21 protein-coding genes are annotated in these 20,099 nt (G+C 63.2%); 12 read left to right on the top strand and 9 right to left on the bottom strand.

All coding sequences use genetic code 11. From position 1 onward, the window contains the following. The first annotated feature begins 2 nt into the window (after window positions 1-2). The 3 genes from E3T29_RS06460 to E3T29_RS06450 all read left to right on the top strand — a co-directional run bounded on the left by E3T29_RS06460 (window position 3) and on the right by E3T29_RS06450 (window position 3,495). Window positions 3-1,118, top strand: coding sequence for an ATP-binding protein (locus E3T29_RS06460; protein ID WP_134344733.1), 1,116 nt, complete (start codon window positions 3-5; stop codon window positions 1,116-1,118). After that, window positions 1,115-3,115: a TniQ family protein gene (locus E3T29_RS06455; protein ID WP_134344732.1), complete on the top strand. Its 2,001-nt coding sequence runs from the start codon at window positions 1,115-1,117 to the stop codon at window positions 3,113-3,115. Before E3T29_RS06460 ends, E3T29_RS06455 begins: the two co-directional genes overlap by 4 nt. 182 nt (window positions 3,116-3,297) lie before the next feature. Then, window positions 3,298-3,495, top strand: a complete 198-nt coding sequence (locus E3T29_RS06450) for a hypothetical protein (protein WP_134344731.1) — start codon at window positions 3,298-3,300, stop codon at window positions 3,493-3,495. 22 nt (window positions 3,496-3,517) lie between these two features. Here the strand turns inward: E3T29_RS06450 and E3T29_RS06445 are convergent, their stop codons facing one another. The 3 genes from E3T29_RS06445 to E3T29_RS06435 all read right to left on the bottom strand — a co-directional run bounded on the left by E3T29_RS06445 (window position 3,518) and on the right by E3T29_RS06435 (window position 6,136). After that, window positions 3,518-4,075, bottom strand: a complete 558-nt coding sequence (locus E3T29_RS06445; RefSeq protein WP_134344730.1) for a hypothetical protein — start codon at window positions 4,073-4,075, stop codon at window positions 3,518-3,520. An 868-nt stretch (window positions 4,076-4,943) separates the two neighbouring features. Continuing rightward, window positions 4,944-5,702 (bottom strand): hypothetical protein, encoded by a 759-nt coding sequence (locus E3T29_RS06440; RefSeq protein ID WP_134344729.1) that lies wholly within the window; start codon window positions 5,700-5,702, stop codon window positions 4,944-4,946. Further along, window positions 5,699-6,136, bottom strand: a complete 438-nt coding sequence (locus E3T29_RS06435; protein WP_134344728.1) for a hypothetical protein — start codon at window positions 6,134-6,136, stop codon at window positions 5,699-5,701. Before E3T29_RS06435 ends, E3T29_RS06440 begins: the two co-directional genes overlap by 4 nt. Before the next feature lie 315 nt (window positions 6,137-6,451). Between E3T29_RS06435 and E3T29_RS19585 the strand changes: the two genes are divergently transcribed. Beyond that, a complete protein-coding gene (locus E3T29_RS19585; RefSeq protein ID WP_166792339.1) occupies window positions 6,452-6,610 on the top strand; it encodes a hypothetical protein in 159 nt (52 codons plus the stop codon). Between the two features lie 115 nt (window positions 6,611-6,725). Here E3T29_RS19585 and E3T29_RS06430 read toward each other — a convergent pair whose 3' ends face one another. The 3 genes from E3T29_RS06430 to E3T29_RS06420 all read right to left on the bottom strand — a co-directional run bounded on the left by E3T29_RS06430 (window position 6,726) and on the right by E3T29_RS06420 (window position 9,722). Further along, window positions 6,726-7,337, bottom strand: a complete 612-nt coding sequence (locus E3T29_RS06430; RefSeq protein ID WP_134344727.1) for a hypothetical protein — start codon at window positions 7,335-7,337, stop codon at window positions 6,726-6,728. Window positions 7,338-7,449: 112 nt separating this feature from the next. After that, a complete protein-coding gene (locus E3T29_RS06425) occupies window positions 7,450-8,109 on the bottom strand; it encodes a helix-turn-helix domain-containing protein (RefSeq protein ID WP_134344726.1) in 660 nt (219 codons plus the stop codon). A 407-nt stretch (window positions 8,110-8,516) separates the two neighbouring features. Further along, window positions 8,517-9,722 carry a Fic family protein gene (locus E3T29_RS06420; protein ID WP_166792338.1) on the bottom strand — a complete coding sequence of 402 codons (1,206 nt, stop codon included), beginning with the start codon at window positions 9,720-9,722 and terminating at the stop codon, window positions 8,517-8,519. 424 nt (window positions 9,723-10,146) lie between these two features. Here E3T29_RS06420 and E3T29_RS06415 point away from each other — a divergent pair, with 424 nt between their 5' ends. Continuing rightward, window positions 10,147-10,773 (top strand): hypothetical protein, encoded by a 627-nt coding sequence (locus E3T29_RS06415; protein ID WP_134344725.1) that lies wholly within the window; start codon window positions 10,147-10,149, stop codon window positions 10,771-10,773. Next, entirely contained in the window at window positions 10,770-11,039 is a 270-nt protein-coding gene (locus E3T29_RS06410; RefSeq protein ID WP_134344724.1) for a hypothetical protein, read from the top strand. The genes E3T29_RS06415 and E3T29_RS06410 overlap by 4 nt, the downstream gene beginning before the upstream one ends. A 70-nt stretch (window positions 11,040-11,109) precedes the next feature. On the opposite strand, the gene purB is transcribed toward E3T29_RS06410, so the two are convergent. Both purB and E3T29_RS06400 read right to left on the bottom strand, forming a co-directional pair. Beyond that, on the bottom strand, window positions 11,110-12,492 hold the full coding sequence (gene purB, locus E3T29_RS06405) for an adenylosuccinate lyase (protein WP_134344723.1): 1,383 nt from the start codon (window positions 12,490-12,492) through the stop codon (window positions 11,110-11,112). Next, window positions 12,489-13,016, bottom strand: a complete 528-nt coding sequence (locus E3T29_RS06400; RefSeq protein WP_104090191.1) for a low molecular weight protein-tyrosine-phosphatase — start codon at window positions 13,014-13,016, stop codon at window positions 12,489-12,491. Before E3T29_RS06400 ends, purB begins: the two co-directional genes overlap by 4 nt. Before the next feature lie 180 nt (window positions 13,017-13,196). Here E3T29_RS06400 and E3T29_RS06395 point away from each other — a divergent pair, with 180 nt between their 5' ends. Together E3T29_RS06395 and E3T29_RS06390 are read left to right on the top strand one after the other, a co-directional pair. Next, complete coding sequence (locus tag E3T29_RS06395) at window positions 13,197-13,433, top strand: hypothetical protein (RefSeq protein ID WP_134344722.1); 237 nt, start codon at window positions 13,197-13,199, stop codon at window positions 13,431-13,433. Next, the gene (locus E3T29_RS06390) at window positions 13,421-14,887 is read left to right on the top strand and encodes a hypothetical protein (RefSeq protein WP_134344721.1); all 1,467 of its coding nucleotides are present in this window, start codon (window positions 13,421-13,423) and stop codon (window positions 14,885-14,887) included. The genes E3T29_RS06395 and E3T29_RS06390 overlap by 13 nt, the downstream gene beginning before the upstream one ends. Window positions 14,888-14,905: 18 nt before the next feature. Here E3T29_RS06390 and E3T29_RS06385 read toward each other — a convergent pair whose 3' ends face one another. Next, window positions 14,906-15,298: a phage holin family protein gene (locus tag E3T29_RS06385; RefSeq protein ID WP_092338319.1), complete on the bottom strand. Its 393-nt coding sequence runs from the start codon at window positions 15,296-15,298 to the stop codon at window positions 14,906-14,908. Between the two features lie 103 nt (window positions 15,299-15,401). On the opposite strand from E3T29_RS06385, the gene E3T29_RS06380 reads away from it, so the two are divergent. The 4 genes from E3T29_RS06380 (at window position 15,402) to E3T29_RS06365 (ending at window position 20,073) form a co-directional block, all read left to right on the top strand. Next, the gene (locus tag E3T29_RS06380) at window positions 15,402-16,508 is read left to right on the top strand and encodes a histidinol-phosphate transaminase (protein ID WP_134344720.1); all 1,107 of its coding nucleotides are present in this window, start codon (window positions 15,402-15,404) and stop codon (window positions 16,506-16,508) included. Window positions 16,509-16,599: 91 nt separating this feature from the next. After that, a complete protein-coding gene (locus E3T29_RS06375; RefSeq protein WP_134344990.1) occupies window positions 16,600-17,691 on the top strand; it encodes a thiamine pyrophosphate-dependent enzyme in 1,092 nt (363 codons plus the stop codon). Continuing rightward, a complete protein-coding gene (locus E3T29_RS06370; RefSeq protein WP_134344719.1) occupies window positions 17,691-18,695 on the top strand; it encodes an alpha-ketoacid dehydrogenase subunit beta in 1,005 nt (334 codons plus the stop codon). Before E3T29_RS06375 ends, E3T29_RS06370 begins: the two co-directional genes overlap by 1 nt. Window positions 18,696-18,717: 22 nt before the next feature. Then, window positions 18,718-20,073, top strand: coding sequence for a dihydrolipoamide acetyltransferase family protein (locus E3T29_RS06365; protein WP_134344718.1), 1,356 nt, complete (start codon window positions 18,718-18,720; stop codon window positions 20,071-20,073). Window positions 20,074-20,099 lie beyond the last annotated feature (26 nt).

The following is a 20,099-nucleotide window of genomic DNA, read 5'->3' as shown; positions in this document are numbered from 1 at the left end:
CGATGCCTCCCGCACCCCTCCTCCAGGCAACCGAATCTGACCACCTGCAGCTCCTGAGCGACGACGATCGGGCATGGATCCGCGATGTGTTTGCCGACAATGTCCCAGACCCTGGCTGTGTCACCGTGGCACAGCTGACAGCGATGAGCCTCCGAGAGCGCGAGCGATTCCGCGTGCGCAGAACCCGCTACTTACGCATGATGCCGTTGATGGAAACCAGCGTCGTTGTAGACGTGATGGGCCGGCTTCGACTCATCGCAAACTCCGCGATACGTTCGGACCTGCATCAGCAGGACATCCCGATTCTCAATGGTGAGCCTGGCGTGGGAAAGACCATGATGCTGAAGACCCACGCCGCCGAAGAAATGCGGCGGCTCGCGTTGCATCGCAGCATCGCCATCGAGGACGGCGTCGCCAAACCCCTCGCATCGTTCCGCCCAGTCGTCTACGTTCACTTGCACGGACCCATGACTCGATACGACGTCATCCGGCTGCTTTGCGACGAGCTGGGTTGGCCGACCGACAGGAACCCCCAACGTGCATTCGAACGAGCTGTTGCACAGTGCGGCGTGCAACTCGTAATCATCGATGAGATCCAACACGTCAACTTCGACGGCAAGACGGGCCGCGACGTTCACAACATCATCCGATGGATGTCCAACTTCGGACTGCGCGTGATCCTTGCTGGGACAGATATCGATTGGGTGCTCAACGCGGGCGGTACTCCTGCAGTCGAAGTCGCCGCACGGAACTCCCGAGGGCGATGGATACGCGTCGACGTTCCCAAGCTCGAACTCGAAACGACCGCACAACTCGAATGTTGGCTTGATCTGGTCTACTCATTCGAGACTCGACTTCGGCTCGCAGCCGCGCCATCAAACGACGGTTGGCTTGCTGACGCTTTCGGCGCCTACATGTGGGCCCGAACTCAGGGATATCTGAACTCGTTGGTCCTGTTGATCAACCTTGCTGCCGCCAGCGCCATCGAGACCGGCAGCGAGACCATCGACCGGGCGACGCTCGACAACATCGAACTAGAATACGAAGTCGAACGCCAACGGATGCAACGCATGGCTATGTTCGATGCCGGCACCTACCCAGTCATTTGCCAGCCATGAGGGCACGAATTGGCACGCCGATCCGTCTGGGGGTGCCTGTAGATCTCTACCCAGGCGAATGGTTGCACAGCGCAATCAGCCGATGGGCATGGCAGACATTCGCGGTCTCGAGAGCCGCGCTCTTCAACGCATTCGGGCTTGCTGAGGTTCCGCATTCCGCAATCACCGCGCTCGGCACCAGACTCCTTCCCGAGATCGCAGCGAACATTTCCTACTCCACAGGCATCACCGAGCGCCGGCTCCGCGGTGCCACCATGGAGAGTCTCGACGAGAAGCTTCTCACGCTCAACGGACGCGGCGAAGGGCAGCTCTCCGGAACAGTCTCGAGATGTGGAACCTGGTCCTGGCAAGCCGGAACCAGGTATTGTCCGGACTGCTTACACGATCACCCGGGCGTGTTCCAGCTTCGCTGGCGGAGCCCCTGGGCTTTCGCGTGCACGACGCACCGTCGTATCCTGCTCGACGCCTGTCCTTGGTGTCAGGGCGAAGTCGTCGAGATGCGCGGTCGTAACACAGACCTGTTCGACCCATCCACATGCCGAGCCAACACCGCACCGGAAGGCGCAACGAGAAGGATAGCGTGCCGCGCGAAGCTAGAAGAGACTTGGGACCACTTCCGTCTCAAGGAGGGATCCGCTCCCATGTTGGCCCAACGGACCATCTTTCGCCGCGAACGAGCAGGCATATCTATGCAGTTTCTCCGGCTACTGCAGGCCGCCGCCACCGGGCTTCGGGGAGCGAAGGCATTCGATGAAATAGGCCTGCTCAGCGGGCTCGACAGCGGAGAGTTGCGTGGGCTATTCGACGACGAGAAACACGTAGGCATCAGCGCACCGAAGAGCGCCTACGCGATGGCCGGACTGGCAGGGGCGGCGTTCATCCTGACTCACGCGCCCGAGGCTGACGCGAAGGCGATGATCCGGAGAGCCTCGTTTTCCCGCCCGCCCTCCCACGTGCCCCGTGGCGCCGGATACGGACCCGGCAGCCCACTCGAACTCCTCACCAGGTGGCCCGACGCTCCCGAGCCCTTTCGCGCCCAGATCCTTCGAGCCCACGACCAAGACCTCACGATCAGCCAACGCATCCTCTGGGACACTGCCGTCGACCCCATCACACTCGCCGTCCACCGTCCCCAGCGCTGGATTCCCGCCAAGCGGTGGGCTTGCATTCCTGAACAGCTATGGCCGGCATGGTGCAGTCGGTTCGATGTCGGCGGAAAGGTTGACGGGGCAACGCTGGCACGTGCGCTCGCTCATGCGGTGCGCGTGGCCGGGACGTCCGGAAGCACTGGGCGCGACGAGGAGAAGAACCTCGCCGCAATCCTCCGTCCGAACATGCTGGGCACATCCGAGGAAACCCACGGACTCCTTGCAGGAATCAGTGAACTCGCACACACCATTGATGACGGCGACTTCGTCATCGATTACCCGAAGCGAACCGATCTGCCGGCGACCGAACTTCTTCCGCGCACGCATTGGGAACTCCTTGCGGACAGCGTCTTCAGCGACCCCGGAACGCATCGGCGACTCCGCAACGCCCGTCGATACCTTTGGCAACGAATCACGGCAGCTGGCGTCGACAAGTTCCCTGACGCACTCCGCATCGGACTCACCCGCGACGACTCCGCGGAGTACACCAACTTCTGCACACGGATGACTGCCGAACTTCAGAACGCGTTCGACCGATACGGTCAAGCTTTCCTTCGCTCGCACGGAAGCTGGGAACCGGTTACATGGACGCCAGACGTGGTCGTCGGTGTCGGCTGGCCTGGAACCGAGATCACAGATCTCGACGTCGATCTGCTCCACACGATGTTGCTCGACGGTCTCATCACCCGGCGACGGCTCGCCGAGACACTACGCGTCTCATCGCGGCAGGTTCTTCGGGCCATCGACGCTGCACCTCCCGCAACCGGACGTAGCGTAAGACACGTGGACTGGCAACAACTCCTACCACCGCGCCTTCCTGAAAGTACAGAGTTGCTCACGGCTCGGTGAGCCCACGCGGCTTGTGATTGATCCGCAATACTCAACTTCCACCCGTCAGGAGAGACCATGTCGGACCCCACAACTCGAGCCGAGCTGCGGAAAAGCGTTGCGTTCTGCGGCGCGGTTGCCCCGCCGCCGTCAACAGCGCCGGAGTGGCAAGTGCTCGGTTCGTAAGGGCGCTGGCATGACGAATGCATCTAAGCCCCGCGGCTGCTTCCGAGGAACAGATTGCCTTCCTGATCGAGTCGGAAACATTCACCCTCGAAGAGGTCGCAGAAACTCAGGCCAGAATCGCACGTGGCGAGCTAGCTGAAGCTGAGCGAAAAACCCGGCTGGAGGGGATCAACGCATCGTTCATCGCTGAAGAAGTCGCACGAAGTTTGGCTTAGACATCGACGAGCTGCAGCAGCGTCAGGCCGAGGGAAATCCATTCGCGTTCACAGCTGCTTCTGCTGTGTCGGGAGTCGGCGCTGTGCCGCTCGGCGGCGTTGGAGCGGTCACCATAGCTTGAGGTGTGTCTCGCTCCTGAGTCTTCTTGGCGTGAGCTCTCCGGCAGAGCAAGACGATCAAGTTGACTACGACCGTGCCCAGGCCAAGGAAATACCCAGCGATCCACCAGGTGCTCCACGGACCGGGCGATACCACTGAAGTTGACGCAGCCGCAATGAAGCTCGCAACCAGCGAAGCTAGCATCAGCACTCCACCGGCAGTCAACACGGCTACTTGAATCCGGTCCGCGCTTAGTGGCCATGCAGAAGATGCTTTGACGTAGTTCTTGATCAATTTCGTCCGCACTTCCTTGAGAGCGGCCTTGTCTTGACCAGAGAGCTTGCCAATCGCAGACGAAAGTCTCTCAATTCGACCGAGACCGACGTTCGGCATGAAGGCCCCACTAAGTGATACGCCTGCCGCGACCACGACTGTGATTGAAGCCAAAACGATCGGAAGTACATCAGGTGCTGGTGACATGTGTAAAGGGTATTCCCGCGTGATCTTCCCCGATGACCACATGACGAGGTTCACACATCCAGTTGGCCGTGTCAGATAGACGGGGATTGGCGCGGTGAAAGGTGCACAGGACTCCTTGTGATTTCGGCAGTGGCCAAGGAGAACTGAGTCAGGAACCTACAGCGGCGGGGCAGAGCGTTTTGGAGAACTCGGTAGCGCGGCGAAGAAGCCGTGTCGTGGCTACAGAAGACCTATAGATGCGTTTCGCATTGGGGCTGTTCAGATTGACGAGGGTGCTCGGCTTGAGCCGAGCTTGTTGTTGCCCTTCGCTAACCTGTAGGTAGTTCGACGGGGACGGTTGCGACGTACCACTGCTCCTACCGCGGACAGTGGCGCCATAACGTCGACAGAAATGTTGACTGCGGCAGGATCAATCGCGAGCCGGCTGCCCGGTTCAGGCTCCTCCTGCGGCATTCGTTCGCCACGTGCCTTCCAGCCGTCCAAGTCCGCATACGTCTCGCGTATCGCCCGTAGCGATGTTTCTGTGGTCACCTAGCAATGAGCGCATTGCAACGATTGCTGGGTGGCCCAAACATTAGATCCGCGGAAATCGTGGAGTTTGCTTGGCGCGACACTTTATTTGGCAACCCGCTCCACGACTGGTTGTCTCGCGACTGATTGCGTGGCCGTTCACAACCTCAGAGATTGTCCGGCCTGGCTTGGCCGGCCCGGCCACTTGCATCACTGCCCGGTCGCGCTCGGCCAGGCCAGGCCGGACATCCGACTCTCGGCCGGCCCGGCCGGCCGCCTGTCTGTCTGTCTGGGCACAGCGCGATGATCACTCGGCCGGCGGCTCGCTCCGGCGGACGCCGGCTACTTGGCTACTTGGCTACTTGCCCAGCAGTTCGGCTAGCTCGTCGAGCGTTTCCCGTGCGAGCGACTGGACGACGGCATCATGGTTGGCCCAGGGCGCCGTCTGCTCGGTCAGTACGTTGACAAGAGCGCGGAGCCGTCCCCGGCTCTGTTGACTCAGCCCGAGCAGCGCCTCGCTGGCATCGTCCATGCAGGCAAGGAGCACCACTGCGTCTTCAGCGTGACGGCCTCGATCTCGAGAGTCCGCCAGATAGGCAGCGCCTTTGAGTACCAGCGCGCCGCGAACGCTGGGGATGACGAGCCTCACGGTGTCGACTTCGGTCAAGACGTCGACATTTATCGTCTGCTGGAGTGCGCGGGTGCCTCCGGGGATTCCGAACAGTGGGCGGCCGCCGTATCGAGGGCCTCTGAAGATGAACTGTCGATCCGCGCACATGAGGTCCACCCGCTCAAGTCCGCGATCGAAACGGTATGCGTAGTTGGTCGATCTATCCAGGACGTAGCCAGCTCCCTGCAAGAGTGCGGCTGCCTGGGGAAAACTGATCGCCTTGGTTTCGAGGTGGAGTGCCGAGTCGACATCGACTGTCGTGCGCGGGGCTGGCAGCTCAGCAAGCTCAGCATGAAGCTTCACCATGAGGCCACCAACGAGTGTCCATGAGCTCTGCGGGAGCAGCCGGGCGAGCTCGAAGGCTGACGGCCAAGGCGATTCTTCCCATTTGCTGGATCGAGCGTCAATGTTGATCAGCGGACGGCTGATCAGCGGGCCGGGACTCATATGTGTTGCTGCGCAGATGCGATCCAGTGGGTCGCGGCTGAGCATTCGCGCGCATCGCCGTACATGTATAGAGCCAACGCTTCGAGAACTTTCTGGTGAACCTCGTCGCCTTCAACAACAGCAATGTCGCCGGAGTCATCGAGGCCTAGACGTGCCCTTCTGGCCGCGCGGCTGGCGTCGTGTGCGACCAGTATGCCCAGTCCGCCACCAGCGGAGAGGCCAAGCTCACTGGTCAGCGCGGCTACGAAACGATTCTTGGCCTCGTCGCTTGCAGCTCGCCGTAGAGACACGCGGCCGCGTAGGATCTGGCCAGCCAGCGCGCCGACGTCCATGCTTCGGATGCGCTGCTTCAGTCGGCTTCGCTCGGTGCTGCTCAGCGCTGCGTTGGTTAGGTCAGAGGTTTTCTTAGTAGCGAGCAGGTCAAGAGCAGCCATCTGCACAGCGTCTGTCCAGTTGCGGCCTCGGTGTGCTGTGCGTTCGCGAGCCTGAATCTGTCGCTGAGAGAATGCGTGTGAGCTGCCGTACTTGGTGGCAACAAAGCGTCCGCTGGCAGCAGATCGCCTCACCTGCCGGGGGGTGACTCCCAGCTCTGCTGCGGCCTGAGACGTGGAGAGATGCATACACATATAGTCCCATTACGGACTATATGTGTCAATATTGCACGTACTCCTCTCGGGAAACTACAGAGTTCTATTGGCTTCTAGAAACGCCCCCGCGCGCATAATTAGTACAGGAACAGGAGGCACACCATGACGATCAACGAGATTCAGCAGCGTCAAAGCGACAGCCGACCTAGCCCGAAAGCTCAGGCCGTAGCCGCGCGCGTTCGAGTGAACGCAGACCGCCGCGCCGGCGTGGCGACGCCAAAGTGGATCGTCAAGCTGTCTCAGACACCTGGCGCGAAGTAGTTTTTTCTCGCCAAGACAGCGAGCTCGTAACCGGCTAGCGACTCTGTAGCGTGGGCGAGTGAACAGGCGCCGGGCTCAGTAATGGAGCGCTAGGGAACGGCCGTGACGACGCGCGTCAGCGCTGGTAGTCGGGGTCGATGTCGCGAGCAGCTGTTTCGCCCAGGCCACGGGGATCGAGCTTCACTCCGCGCAGTCCAGGGCGCCGACGCATCCGCGCTGGCAAGTCGGCTTCGGGCGCTGGTGGTTCGTTGCTTAAGCCGAGCACGGGTGCTGGTGGCACGTCCGGAACGGTCGGGAGCCCTTCGGCAAATATGGGCGTCAGGAGTTTGAGCGCCTTGTTGGGTAGCCCATCACCCGGGAAGAACTCCTCAAGGAGGTCTTCTGCGGCGTCGACGTTGGGGATCTCGCAAATGGCGAGGAGGTTGGCGATGTCTGAGTCGTCGCGGCCGGGACGTGAGGCGTTGAGCTTCATGGCCAGCAGAGCGCGCGGTGAAGCAACCTCGACGGTGATGCCTTCGCTGGCGTAGATGACTTCCCAGCCTGCGTCGGCGCGGTAGGTCGGGATGAATTGAGCGGCGTTGCTATTGAGCCAATCTGGCGGCCACTGGTTTTCACGGGCTACTTCTGCGGCAGCCGCGAGAATTGGCGCTTCAGGCTGTAGCCGTGCGTCTATGCCGGTGGTTGTGCGTCGATCGAAGTAGCGCAGTGCCAGCGCAGCACCTCCCACGATGCGAATTCCTGCGGGTCGACCGGTTGCACGAAGCTTAGTGATGACTGCGTTGATGAGACTGCGTTGATACCCCGGATTAGGTCATCTCGATCAAGCTCGTCGCGGGCCATTAGATGCTCACTAGAGTGGCTGCTTCGATCAGAATGCCACGACGCAGGAACTCGGGTGGCACTTCTGCCTGGTCGGCCAAGATGTTGTAGCGGGTGGTCTTTGGCTGCCAAGGCTCGTCCGGGTTTCCGACCTGTGCGGTGATCCATTCGGGTACCGGAAGAGCATCCGCGTTCAAGCGGTACTCGCAGAGAGCCGCAATCGCCGCATCCCAGTGTGCTGATCCAGTCGGCGCCGGCTCGGTAAGTGTGAGGCCAACCCGGGTCGCGCCAGCTTCGGCTGCCAGGTTGTCGGCCAGCTGGATGAAGCGCCGGAACGCATGCGCGGTATTAGCGACCTCGACGCTTCCGAACGCGGTGTTAGCCAGCGAGGTGTTAGCCAGCGCTGTGTTGACCGGCGCTGCATCGCTGGTAGATGCGTCCGCAAGCGCCGCGCTGATCTGGTCTGCAATGCGGGCGGCGTCCGCGCGCAGGGTGGGAATCGTGACCAGGATGTGTTGCGTGTTGTTTAGAAGTGCTTCCAAAGTCGAAACGGTTGGATCGCGCTTGCCGTTCTCAATGAGGGAGAGAGATGACCCGGCGATCCCTGAACGACGCGAGAGCTCGCTCTGGCTGAGACCGCTGGCTGCTCGAGCGGCACGTGCGAGGATAGTGGCTGTCATAACGATCACGGTCCTTTACTAATTCGTAAACTCTATCAGGGATGCTTAGTCGGCGGGTGTCAGGATTGACAGCGGCTGTCAACGGTTGCCTGGCGGCGGCTGTGCCGGCGCGCGATGCCCATCGCTATCGACGCGTCCGACGTCTCGATCCGCGCAGAGGGAGCGTAGCGAGGTCAATTCCCAAATGGTCCCTCACTACGAATTCGTTCTACGCCGGATAGAGAAACGCTGCGGATAGCCCCTGGCAGTCATGGGCTGCCGGGAACAGCGCCCCTGCCGACCCTCGCAGGCGTCCTGGAACAGGTGTCGGCGCGCAGCCGGGTCTCTGTATCAGTCGAGGACCGGGCGCCCGGCGAGGAACCGCTTGTCAAAAACAACGGTGCGCGTTGCGATCTCGAGGCTCACTGTCACGCCATCGCGGCCTGGATGCGTCGGTCAAGATCATCCAGCTCGGCCAGCGCCTCGGACGCGGCCCACACACGGTTCTTCTTGCGCCCGGTGATTTCCTGGATGTACCCAGCTCGGCTGAGCTGGTCGATGGCCCGGTAGGCCTGGGAAGCCACGGACCCGGACCGTGTCTCGATCTCGGCCGCACTCATCACTGGGTGGTCATAGAACGCCTGGATCAGTGCGGCGGCCGCAGATCCGGCGCGAGGGCGCAGCTCTGCTACCCAAGCATCGGGCATTGCCTTCAGGCGAGCGATGGTGCCGCGCGAGCACTCGGCGGCAGCACGCGCTGAGTGCGCGAACAAGCTAATGAGCGGCCCGGGATCGCCGCGGCGGTAGGCGCCGAGCGCTGCAAAATAGTCCTCGCGGCGGGCGAGGAGACCACTGGCCAGCGGTACAACAGCGTTACGGGTGACACCACGGCGACGCAGCACAGCGGATACCAGCGCACGTCCGATGCGACCATTGCCATCAGTGAAGGCGTGGATCGACTCGAACTGGGCGTGGCCGATCGCGGCCTGCACCATCACTGGCACGTCGTCGCGGTTGAGGTACGCCACCAGGTCCGTCATCAGCTCAGCGACTCGCGCAGGCGCCGGCGGCACGTGGAGGGCATCCCTGGGTGAGTAGTCGCTTCCGCCGATCCAGTTCTGCATGTCCCGCAGACGACCGGCGTAGCTCGCCTCGTCTGGATCATCCTTCATCAGCGCGCGGTGCGCGTCGATGATGTGCTCCAGCTCGAAACGGCCGTGCTGCTCGACGGTGGTGATGAGTTCGTGCAGCGCAGCCGAGGCGGCGACCATGCTCATCGCCGAGGCATTGCCGCGGTTGCCTGCAACAGCTTGGGCGTAGTCCAGCGCCGAGGCAGAGATGTGCTCGATCTTCGAGGAAGCCACCGATTCCGAACGCACCATGAAACGGCTCAGCGCCGCTGAATGGCCTTCCGCGTCGGTGTCAGCCTGCGCGACGGCGAGAAGGGCTTTCTCGGTTTCCAGTAACACTGCCAGGGGCGGCATGTAGTCGAGCGTCTGGATCAGTGGCGGGATCGTCGCGTCGACCGAACTCAGCACCCGGTCCTCACGCGTGCCGCTGCGTATCTGCTGACGCCAGGGCAGGGTCTCAAGCGCGTGTGGAGGCCAGGCGGTGTTGGTGATTTCAGCGTGCATAACCACAACTTTACCGTGTCTAGATGGTGCTTGTCATTGCTAAACACGAATAAGAGCAAGAACATAGGTGATTAGCTCCTGCCGGCGCCTACACGTCGTCGAGCAGGGCCTGCGCCGGTTGATAGGTCGGAGAGCGCGTTGGGTTGCCAAATAAAGTGTCGCCTGCCAAAGCGGCTTGCTCGGGGCGACAAGTTATTTGGACAACGACGGCGACACTTTATTTGGCAGCCCGCTCGAGCGCTGGGGTACCGGCGACACTTTGCGCGGCCGTTCACAGTAGCTCGGCACTGCTTGATGCAGGAGCTTGATCGTGCCGGGCCCGGTTCGTTGCGCCCAAGCGCACCGCGTGCAGCCCGCTCGCAGATCCGCACGGTCCCGCCGCGTAGACTGGACCTGACAAATTTTGCAACGAAAGAGGTCGTGCGTGGCAAACGCCCAGGCACCATCACACGTCGGTTCCGGCTACTGGTCCGTGGCCGTTGGGCGCGCCCTGATCGCCGTGGTTCCCGCCGCGATCATCACTTTCAGCCGCGACCACTCGGCTCAGCTTGGTCTGCTCGGATTCGGCGCCTTCGCACTGGCGAGTGGCCTGCTCCTCGTTCTCACCGGCCCGCGTACCCTTACCGTCGCTGCCGACCGCAGCCTGTTTCTGATCCAGGGCATCGTGAGCATGGTCGCCGGCGCGGCAGCGCTCGGTTTTCACGCCGGAGGCCACGGGTTCTTTCTCTTCATCGTGAGTGTCTGGGGAGCCGTCACCGGCTTTCTCGAGATCTATGCCGGCATCCGGGTGCGCAAACGCCCGCTGCCAGCCAAAGACTGGCTGTATACCGGAATCGGCACCGCGATCCTCGCCCTGCTCTTTCTGCTTCTGCCGCCCAATCCGGTCGTCTCGGTCGGCCTCTTCGGTGCCTACCTGGTCTTTCTCGCTGTTTTTCTGCCCATCGCCGGCCTCTCCATCAAATGGGATTCGCCCAGGCAGCGCCGAGACGCCGCCGTACCAACGAACACCGCACCAACGAACACCGCGCCTAAAGATTTGGACTCACTGTGACCAAGAAGACCCCTGGCACGCCCAACTCGGCGCAGCAGCCCAGCCGCTCTGACCGACTGAAGCCGGTCGAATTGCTCGCCATTTCGGCCGGAATGGCCCTGTTCGTCGGGCTGACCATTCTGGGCACCACGCGCGAGGTCATGCTCTCCGTTATCGGACTCGGCGTGACGTTCATCGTGGCGCTCGTGGTGATCGCCATGCTCGTGCTCGGCATGAAGCCCAATGCCTCGGAGCAGACCGACCTCGACGAGCAGAACGGGCACTAGCCGGCACCGCAGCGCCAAAAAAGCACCTTCGTCCCTGTGGACGAAGGTGCTTTCCTGTAACGGGCGACGACTACGGCAGGTAGTCAACCAAGGCGGCGGCGAGGCCGACGTAACTACCAGGGGTCAGGGCCAGAAGGCGGGTCTTGGCCGCTTCGCCAATATCGAGGGCCGAAACGAATGCCGCCAGGTCCGCGCTCGTGATGCGTTTGCCGCGGGTCAGCTCCTTGAGAAGGGCATATGGGTCTTCGATGGACGAGCGGCCGGCCGAGACTTCAGCGCGAATCACGGTCTGAATCGCCTCGCCCAGAATCTCCCAGTTGGAGTCGAGGTCGCTCGCCAGCAGCGCACGGTCTATGTCGATCTCGTCGAGGCCCCGCAGGATATTGTCGAGCGCGAGCAGCGAATGCCCGAAGCCGACTCCGATGTTGCGTTGGGTGGTGGAGTCGGTGAGGTCACGTTGCAGGCGGCTGGTCACGAGGGTAGCCGCGAGTGAGTCCAGGATGGCGCAGGACAGTTCGAGGTTGGCTTCCGCGTTCTCGAAGCGAATCGGGTTGATCTTGTGCGGCATCGTCGAGGAGCCGGTGGCACCGACCTGGGGAATCTGGCGGAAGTAGCCGATTGAAATGTAGGACCAGATGTCGGTGGCCAGGTTGTGCAGAATGCGGTTTGCGTGGGATGCGCGGGAGTACAGCTCGGCCTGCCAGTCGTGCGACTCGATCTGCGTCGTGAGCGGGTTCCAGCCGAGGCCGAGACCCTCGACGAACTCGCGCGAGACGGCCGGCCAGTCAACGGACGGATCGGCGGCCACGTGGGCGGCGAAGGTTCCGGTGGCGCCACTGAATTTGCCCAGGTATTCGCCGGCCTCGATCTGCCGCACGATGCGTTCGAGGCGGTAGGCGAACACGGCGAGTTCCTTACCCATGGTGGTCGGCGTCGCGGGCTGCCCGTGGGTACGGGCCAGCATCGCATCCGCTCGAAATTCCAGCGCGTTGCTGCGAAGTGCTTGGATCACGAGGCGCAGCTTGGGCAGCCAGACGGTCTGCACGGCATCCCGCACGGTGAGGGCATAGGAGAGGTTGTTGATGTCCTCGCTGGTCGCCGCGAAGTGGGTGAGCTCGCTGATGTGATCGAGGCCCAGTGTGCCGAGGCGTCGGCGAACGAGGTATTCGACGGCCTTCACGTCGTGGCGGGTGGTGGCCTCGAGCTCGGCCAGTTCGTCGATCTCGGGCTGACCAAAGTCGGTCACGAGCGTGCGTAGGGCGAGTTTCTGCTCGTCATTCAGGGGCGCGGAACCGAACAGGCTGCGGTCGGTGAGGGTGATCAGCCACTCCACCTCGACGCGCACGCGGGCCCGGTTGAGACCGGCCTCGGACAGGAACTCGCCCAGATCGGAAACGGCGGCTCGGTAGCGGCCATCAAGCGGGCTCAGAACCTGTACGGGTAGGTGACTCATCGGACTCCCTGTCGAATTGCGGGTGCAAGTTGTTTCACAAGTGCGTGACTTGCCCTCTCAATCATGCCTAATACGGCGTCAAACAACGCATCGTCGGAATAGTAAGGGTCAGGCACGTCGAACAGGGCGGCCTGCTGGGCGTCAAAGCTCAGCAGCAGGCGCACCTTGGCGCGATCGCGATCCTCCAGGGCCCAGTTGCGCAGAATGCGCTCCTGGCTGCGGTCGAGCACGACGACGAGGTCGTGCTCGGCGAACCACAGCGGGTCAAACTGGCGAGCCCGATGGTGGCTGCCGTCGTAGCCGCGCTTGGCCAGGGCCGTGATCGTGCGACCGTCGGCTTGCTCACCCACATGCCAGTCTCCGGTGCCGGCCGAGCTGCTCGCGATGAGACGTCCGAGTCCGAGTTTCGTAACGAGGTCGCGCAGCACGACCTCGGCCATGGGCGACCGACAGATATTTCCGGTGCAGACGAAAATGATTCGAAACGGCGTCGACTCGTCGGGGGTGAGTGACGCGAAGGGCATGTCTTCCATTCTGGAGCAGTTTCGCCTTCTCCACACGCCCAGTATTCGGTCTCTGTGCACAGATTGCGCGACGGGCAGCCGGATGCGTCGCGGATTCTGCGACGATCGTCGCGACCTGGAGGTGTCATGGACGCAGTGGGGCGGATGCCGGGTGGGCCATATAGTCCTGAGCACCTGGCGATGATGCATTCCCAGCGCGATCTCCTGCTCGGCCTGCATGCCGAAATCGAGGGCAAACGTCGCCAGTTGCTCGCCCTGGACCCCAGCGAATTCTGGAGTTCCAAATCTCAGCGGGCTTACTCGGGCTGCGTCGCAGACATCGTGCAACACCTCGATGTTGTGCTGCACTACCTGCACGAGGCGCTGGCCAGCGTGCGAAGCCAGATCTACCTCGAGGAGGAGCTGTGTCCGGCGTGAGGGAAGGCCTCGCTGACGGCGACCTGACCGTCTCGGTCGGAGGTACGACCATCGTTGCCACCGATGAAGTGTTGGCCCAGGCACAGTTCCTGAACGTTCTGCGAGATGATTTGGCCGACTGGGTGAGTCGCGCGTATCGGATCCGCAATTTGGACCCGTACTGGCCGGCGAACTGGCTGGGCCAGGACCCTTGGCCTGATCTGCTCCAGGTGGCCGGCCGGCTGAATTCGCTTCACGAGTACTGCGGTGTTATCGCGGACAATCTCGTTGCAGCGGCTAGAAGTTACGGATACGTGGAGCGTGTCGCCCGGGAGGCTGCATTGATGGGTGCCGCAGATCTCGCGTATGGCCTGGGCCGGTTGCTTCGAGGTGGCGTTTTTGCCCTTGCAGGCACGCCGTTCGGTGTCTCCATGGCCGGTGTTGCCAGCGTCGGGCACATAGGGCTTCATGGAAGTCTGCGTTCGCCCTCCCGGTCGCCGGCCGCCCGCAACGGTACGGACGAGCTCGACCCCCGCCTTCTCACGAACCCGAACGTGGTAGCTCTGGTACGAGCTGCGGCCTCGTCGCTCGACGACGTAGCTTGGGGCCTGGCCGGTACACCGCGATCCGTTGGTCGGGCTTTCGGTGACGAAGGGCTGGGTGTCATCGGCATCTCACGCACAGCGCTCGGCGTTTTGGCCGTGGCGCGCAACGAAGGCGTGTTCCGGGAAAGTCCGGTGAGCGTGGCTGCCGTGGGAACTCAAACCCAACCGACGCCACCCACTGGTGTCGGCGACCTTGCTGCGCGAATCCCGAAGGCCGTCGCAGGGAAGCCGCAGGTGCGCATTGAGAATTATGGCGACGCCGAGCATCCGTCGTGGGCGGTCTACATCAGTGGAACCGTTGAATGGGATGCCATCGCCAAAACGGACCCCTTAGACCTCACCTCCAACATCACCGCGATGGCCGGGCAGACCGCGGGTTCATTCGAGACCGTGATCAGCGCCATGAAGGCGGCCGGAATCGCACCGTCCGACCCTGTTGTGCTTGCCGGCCATTCCCAGGGCGGCCTGATCGCCACCCAGGTGGCTGCGTACAGTTGGTTCAACGTGCAGGCGGTGGCCACCTTTGGGGCACCCGAATCCAAGGTGCCCGTGCCGGACGGCGTAGCCACCCTGACGGTCGAGCACACCGACGACATCGTGCCTGCGATGGGCGGAGACAGCCTGACCGACTCCGATGACCGGGTGACCGTGCGCCGTGAGGCATTCGCCTCCGAACCGCTGCCAGCCGGGGCCGCCCTGCCGGCTCACAACCTCGACACGTACCGCGAGACAGCGCTGCTCATTGATGCATCTCCGGAGGCGAACCTGCAGGGCTTTCGGGACACCGTGACCGACGTTCTGGGGAGCGAAGCGGGCGAGGCGGTCTTGTGGCGCGGCAGCCGCGTGCCGGAAGGGCCTTGGCCGCAGTAGGTTTCTTCCTGCCGCAGCTCAGTCGCGTGCGGTGACCGGGCGCAGAATCAGCCCGAGCAGCCAGGAGATGATGCCGAGTACGAGGGCACCCAGTACGCCCCACCAGAAGCTGTCAACGACGAGGCCGAAGCCCAGGAAACCGGAAAGCCAACCCACGAGCAGCAGGAGCAGGCCGTTGACGATCAACGCGAACAGTCCGAGCGTCAGAATGTAGAGCGGAAACGCAATGACGCGCAGCACCCCGCCGACAACGGTGTTCACGAAGCCGAAGATGAGCGCAATCAGAAGATAGGTGAGCACGCTGGCACCGGCATCCGGCGCGTAGGGCGTGACGTGCACCCCCGTCACGAGCAGGGCGGTGAACCACAGGGCTACCGCGTTGACGATCAGTTGGATCAGGAATCTGGCCATGCCCCTACTATCTCACTGGCTCGGGCCATGCAGGTCGTGGCGGCCGAAAGTCAAGCGAACATTCATTCTCAACAGCGAATATATCCGGGCGTAGACTCACCGAGTGAGCCTCTCAGACCGCCCCTCAGTCCGACTGCGCCCGGAGATCATCGCCCTCCCGGCCTACAAGCAGGGCAAACCGGCCGCCGCCATTGCCTTCAAACTCTCCAGCAATGAGAACCCGTTCGACCCCCTGCCCGGTGTAATCGCGGCAGTCACGGCCGAAACGGCCTACAACCGCTACCCGGACGCCTCGGCGCTGGTTCTGCGCGAACGCCTCGCCGCCAAGTACAGCCTTGACCTTGACCAGGTGCATGTCGGCTCCGGCTCGGTGGCCCTGCTGGCCCAGCTCATTCTCGCTGCCGCCGGCCCCGGCGATGAAGTGCTCTACTCCTGGCGGTCGTTTGAGGCCTACCCCTCCCTCGTGGCCGTCGCCGGTGCTACCAGCGTGCGCGTGCCCAATCGCAGCGATCACGGCCATGATCTGCCCGAGATGGCCGCCGCGATCAGCGACAACACCCGGGTCATCATTGTCTGTTCGCCGAACAATCCCACCGGCACGATCGTCACGAAGGACGAATTCGAGGCCTTCATGGCCGTCGTGCCGACCGACCTCCTGGTCATTCTCGATGAGGCATATATCGAGTTCGTCACCCAAGCGGATGCCGTGAATGGCCCGCCACTGCTCTCCCGCTACCCCAATCTGGTCGTTCTTCGCACCTTCTCCAAGGCCTACGGCCTTGCCGGGCTGCGGGTTGGCTATGCGCTCGGCCCGGTGGATATTCTGAACGCCGCCCGATCGACCGCGATTCCACTCTCGGTCACCGCGCAGGCCGCAGCCGGCGCGATCGCGTCCCTGAAAGCGGAGAAGGAGTTGCTCGAGCGGGTTCGCGTCATCGCCGCGCGTCGCGATGCGACCTGGCAGGCGCTGACCCGACAGGGTTGGAACATCCCTGCGCCCCAGGGGAACTTTCTGTGGCTGCCGACCGGCGCTGAAACGACCACTGTGGCCGAGGCGCTGGGTGAGGCCGGCCTCGTCGTTCGTCCGTTCGCGCCCGAAGGTATTCGTGTTTCTATCGGTGAGGAGCAGGCTGTGGCGACACTCCTATTAATGAGCGCGGATCTTGTCGGCGCTCTTCCCGCCGATCACCCAGCTCGGAAGATAGGTTAGTACGGTGTCAGCCACCCGAAACGACGCGACTGCGCCACGCCTTGCAGCATCCGCTCCCTTTGGCCTCGATGGGGCCGAGACCTGCGTGCGGATGATCTCTCCGAACGGCGCGTTCGAACCCAACGCCGCCGCCGAGGAGTTTCTTCCCTATCTCAACCGACTCACCGAGGCCGACCACCGCAGGTTTTACCACGACATGGTCGTGGTGCGTAAGTTCGATACCGAGGCGGCCAACCTGCAGCGCCAAGGCCAGCTGGCCCTCTGGGTGCCAAGCCACGGCCAGGAAGCCGCCCAGGTCGGGTCGGCCTACGCGACCAGGCCGCAGGACCACGTGTTCCCCTCCTACCGGGAGCACGTCGTCGGCATGATCCGCGGCCTCGACGTTGTGGACATCCTGCGCATGCTGCGCGGAGTCACCCTCGGCGGCTGGGTACCCGAAGAGCACGGAAACTTTCACCTTTATACCCTCGTGCTCGCCTCGCAGACCCTGCACTCCACCGGCTATGCCATGGGCATGCAGCTCGACGGGTCGACCGCGACCGGCAACCCAGAGACCGACCAGGCCGTCATCGTCTACTACGGCGACGGTGCATCCTCGCAGGGCGACGCCAACGAGGCTCTCGTCTTCGCGGCGAGCTACCAGACCCCGCAGGTGTTCTTTCTGCAGAACAACCACTGGGCCATTTCGGTGCCGGTCGCACGGCAATCCCGCACTCCGCTCTATCTGCGCGCCGGCGGCTTCGGCATGCCGGGCACCCAGATCGACGGTAACGATGTGCTCGCGAGCTTCGCCGTCACGGCAAAGTCGATGGATGACGCTCGCTCCGGCCAGGGCCCGTCCCTGATCGAGGCGCTCACCTACCGGGTCGGTGCGCACACCACCGCCGACGACCCCACCAAGTACCGCGACCCGGAGGAACTCGCCTATTGGGTGGCCCGCGACCCGATCGTGCGCTTTCGCAGCTACCTGCAGGGCCGGGGCATCGAGCAGGAATTCCTTGACACCGTCGATGAAGAAGCGGCCGACTTCGCGGCCGATGCCCGTCGTCGCGCTCTGGAAATCACCGGCCCGGAGCAATCGGTGATCTTCGACAACGTCTACGCCGAACCGCATCCGCTCCTGGCTGAGCAAAAGGCCTGGCTGGAACGCTACGAAGCGTCTTTTGACGAGGGTAAGAACTGATGAACGCTGCGACCGACACGAGCGTGGCATCCGCTTCGCTGCCCATGACGAAGGCTCTGAATGCCGGACTGCGTCAAGCGATGCAGGATGACCCCAAGGTGCTGCTGATGGGCGAGGACATCGGCCCGCTCGGCGGCGTTTTTCGGGTGACAGAGGGGCTCATCGCCGAATTCGGCGACAAGCGGGTTCTTGATACCCCGCTCGCCGAATCCGGCATCATTGGCACCGCCATCGGCCTGGCCATGCGCGGCTTTCGCCCGGTTTGCGAGATCCAGTTCGACGGATTCGTTTTTCCCGGTTTCGACCAGATCACCAGCCAGCTGGCCCGCATGCGCAATCGCCATGAGGGCGGCCTGATCATGCCGGTGGTCATCCGCATTCCGTACGGCGGACACATCGGCTCGATCGAGCACCACCAGGAGAGCCCGGAGGCCTATTTCGCGCACACCCCCGGTCTGCGCGTGGTCAGCCCGTCCAACCCGCACGACGCCTACTGGATGATGCAGGAAGCAATCAAGAGTGACGACCCGGTGATCTTCTTCGAGCCGAAGAGCCGCTATTGGCCCAAGGGCGAGGTGCGCTTCGGTGAGAGCGGAACGCCGCTGCACGCCAGCCGCGTCGCGTCCGCCGGCACCGACGTCACCGTCGTCGGTCACGGCGCCATGGTGAGCGTGCTGCTGCAGGCCGCCGAACTCGCCGCCACCGAGGGCATCAGCCTCGAGGTCATCGACCTGCGCTCGATCTCCCCGATCGATTACGGTCCAATCCTCGGTTCGGTGGCGAAAACCGGTCGCCTCGTCGTCACCCAGGAAGCGCCCGGCTTCGTGAGCGTCGGCAGCGAGATCGCCGCCACGGTCGCCGAGCGCGCGTTCTACACGCTCGAAGCGCCCGTGCTGCGGGTCTCCGGCTTCGACACACCGTTTCCACCGGCTGCCGTCGAGACGCACTTTCTGCCCAGCCCCGACCGGGTGCTCGAAGCCGTCGACCGCGCTCTCGCCTACTAATGAACGTCAGGAAAGGCCTCTTATGAGCGTTTCTAAATTCACCCTCCCCGACGTCGGGGAAGGCCTGACCGAGGCCGAGATCGTGGAATGGAAGGTCGCCCCCGGCGACACCGTGACGATCAACCAGGTGCTGGTCGAAATTGAGACGGCCAAATCACTGGTCGAGCTGCCGTCACCGTTCGTCGGCGTGGTCGGGGAAATCCTGGTCGCCGCCGGAACCACCGTCGACGTGGGCACCCTCATCATCACGATCAACTCCGACGTCTCGGTTTCTCAAACGGATGCCGTTGCCCCCGTCGCCGAGACCACCGACGTCACCGACTTGGCCACCGACACCGGCAGCAGCATCAGCGATGAGGCGCCCGAACCCGTGCTCGTGGGCCGCGGCGCCGCCGCGACCATGCCGACCCGGCGTCGGCGCCACACCTCGAGCGTCGCCCACGAAACCCTGGCGCCCCAGGCGCCGGTGCGTGCGCGGGCCGAGCCACTGGAACCGACGCGACGCGCGGCATCCGCTGGGCCGGTCATGGCCAAGCCGCCCATTCGTAAACTCGCCAAGGACCTCGGCGTCGACCTGTCTCTGGTCGAGGCGACCGGTCCGGTCGGCGACGTGACGCGGGAAGACGTGTTGCGCGGGGCGACCCAGGCCAGTGTGTTCCGCAACATTCAGACACCGGAATGGCCGACGGATCGCGACGAACACATCCCGGTGAAGGGCGTGCGCAAGGCCATTGCCCAGGCGATGGTGAAGAGCGCGTTCACCGCGCCGCACGTGAGCTTGTTCGTTGACGTGGATGCCACGCGCACCATGGAGTTCGTCAAACGCCTCAAGGCCTCGACCGACTTCGCGGGCATTCGGGTGTCGCCGCTGCTGATCATGGCGAAGGCCATGATCTGGGCGGTGCGCCGCAACCCCACGGTGAACTCCACGTTCACCGAAGAGGAGATCATCGTGCGGCACTACGTGAACCTCGGTATCGCCGCGGCCACACCGCGCGGGCTGATCGTGCCGAACATCAAGGAGGCGCAGGACATGAGCCTGCTCGAACTCGCTGCGGCGCTCGAGAAGCTCACCATAACCGCTCGTGACGGCAAGACCAGCCCGGCCGAAATGAGCAATGGCACGATCACGATCACCAATATCGGCGTGTTCGGCATGGACACCGGTACGCCCATTCTCAACTCTCCCGAGGCCGGAATCGTGGCTCTCGGCACGATCAAGCAGAAGCCGTGGGTGGTTGACGGTGAGGTGCGTGCCCGGTTCGTGACCACGATCGGCGCGAGCTTCGACCACCGCGTCGTCGATGGTGATGTCGCGAGCCGTTTTCTCGCCGACGTCGCGAGCATCATCGAGGAGCCGGCCCTGCTGCTCGAGTAATCGCAACGACCCGCTAATGGTTTTGA

It is taken from the genome of Cryobacterium sp. TMT1-66-1 (genome assembly GCF_004403435.1).
GTDB lineage: Bacteria > Actinomycetota > Actinomycetes > Actinomycetales > Microbacteriaceae > Cryobacterium > Cryobacterium flavum.
The sequence above is the reverse complement of the archived record's forward strand: the minus strand, read 5'-3'. Positions and strand labels throughout refer to the sequence as shown.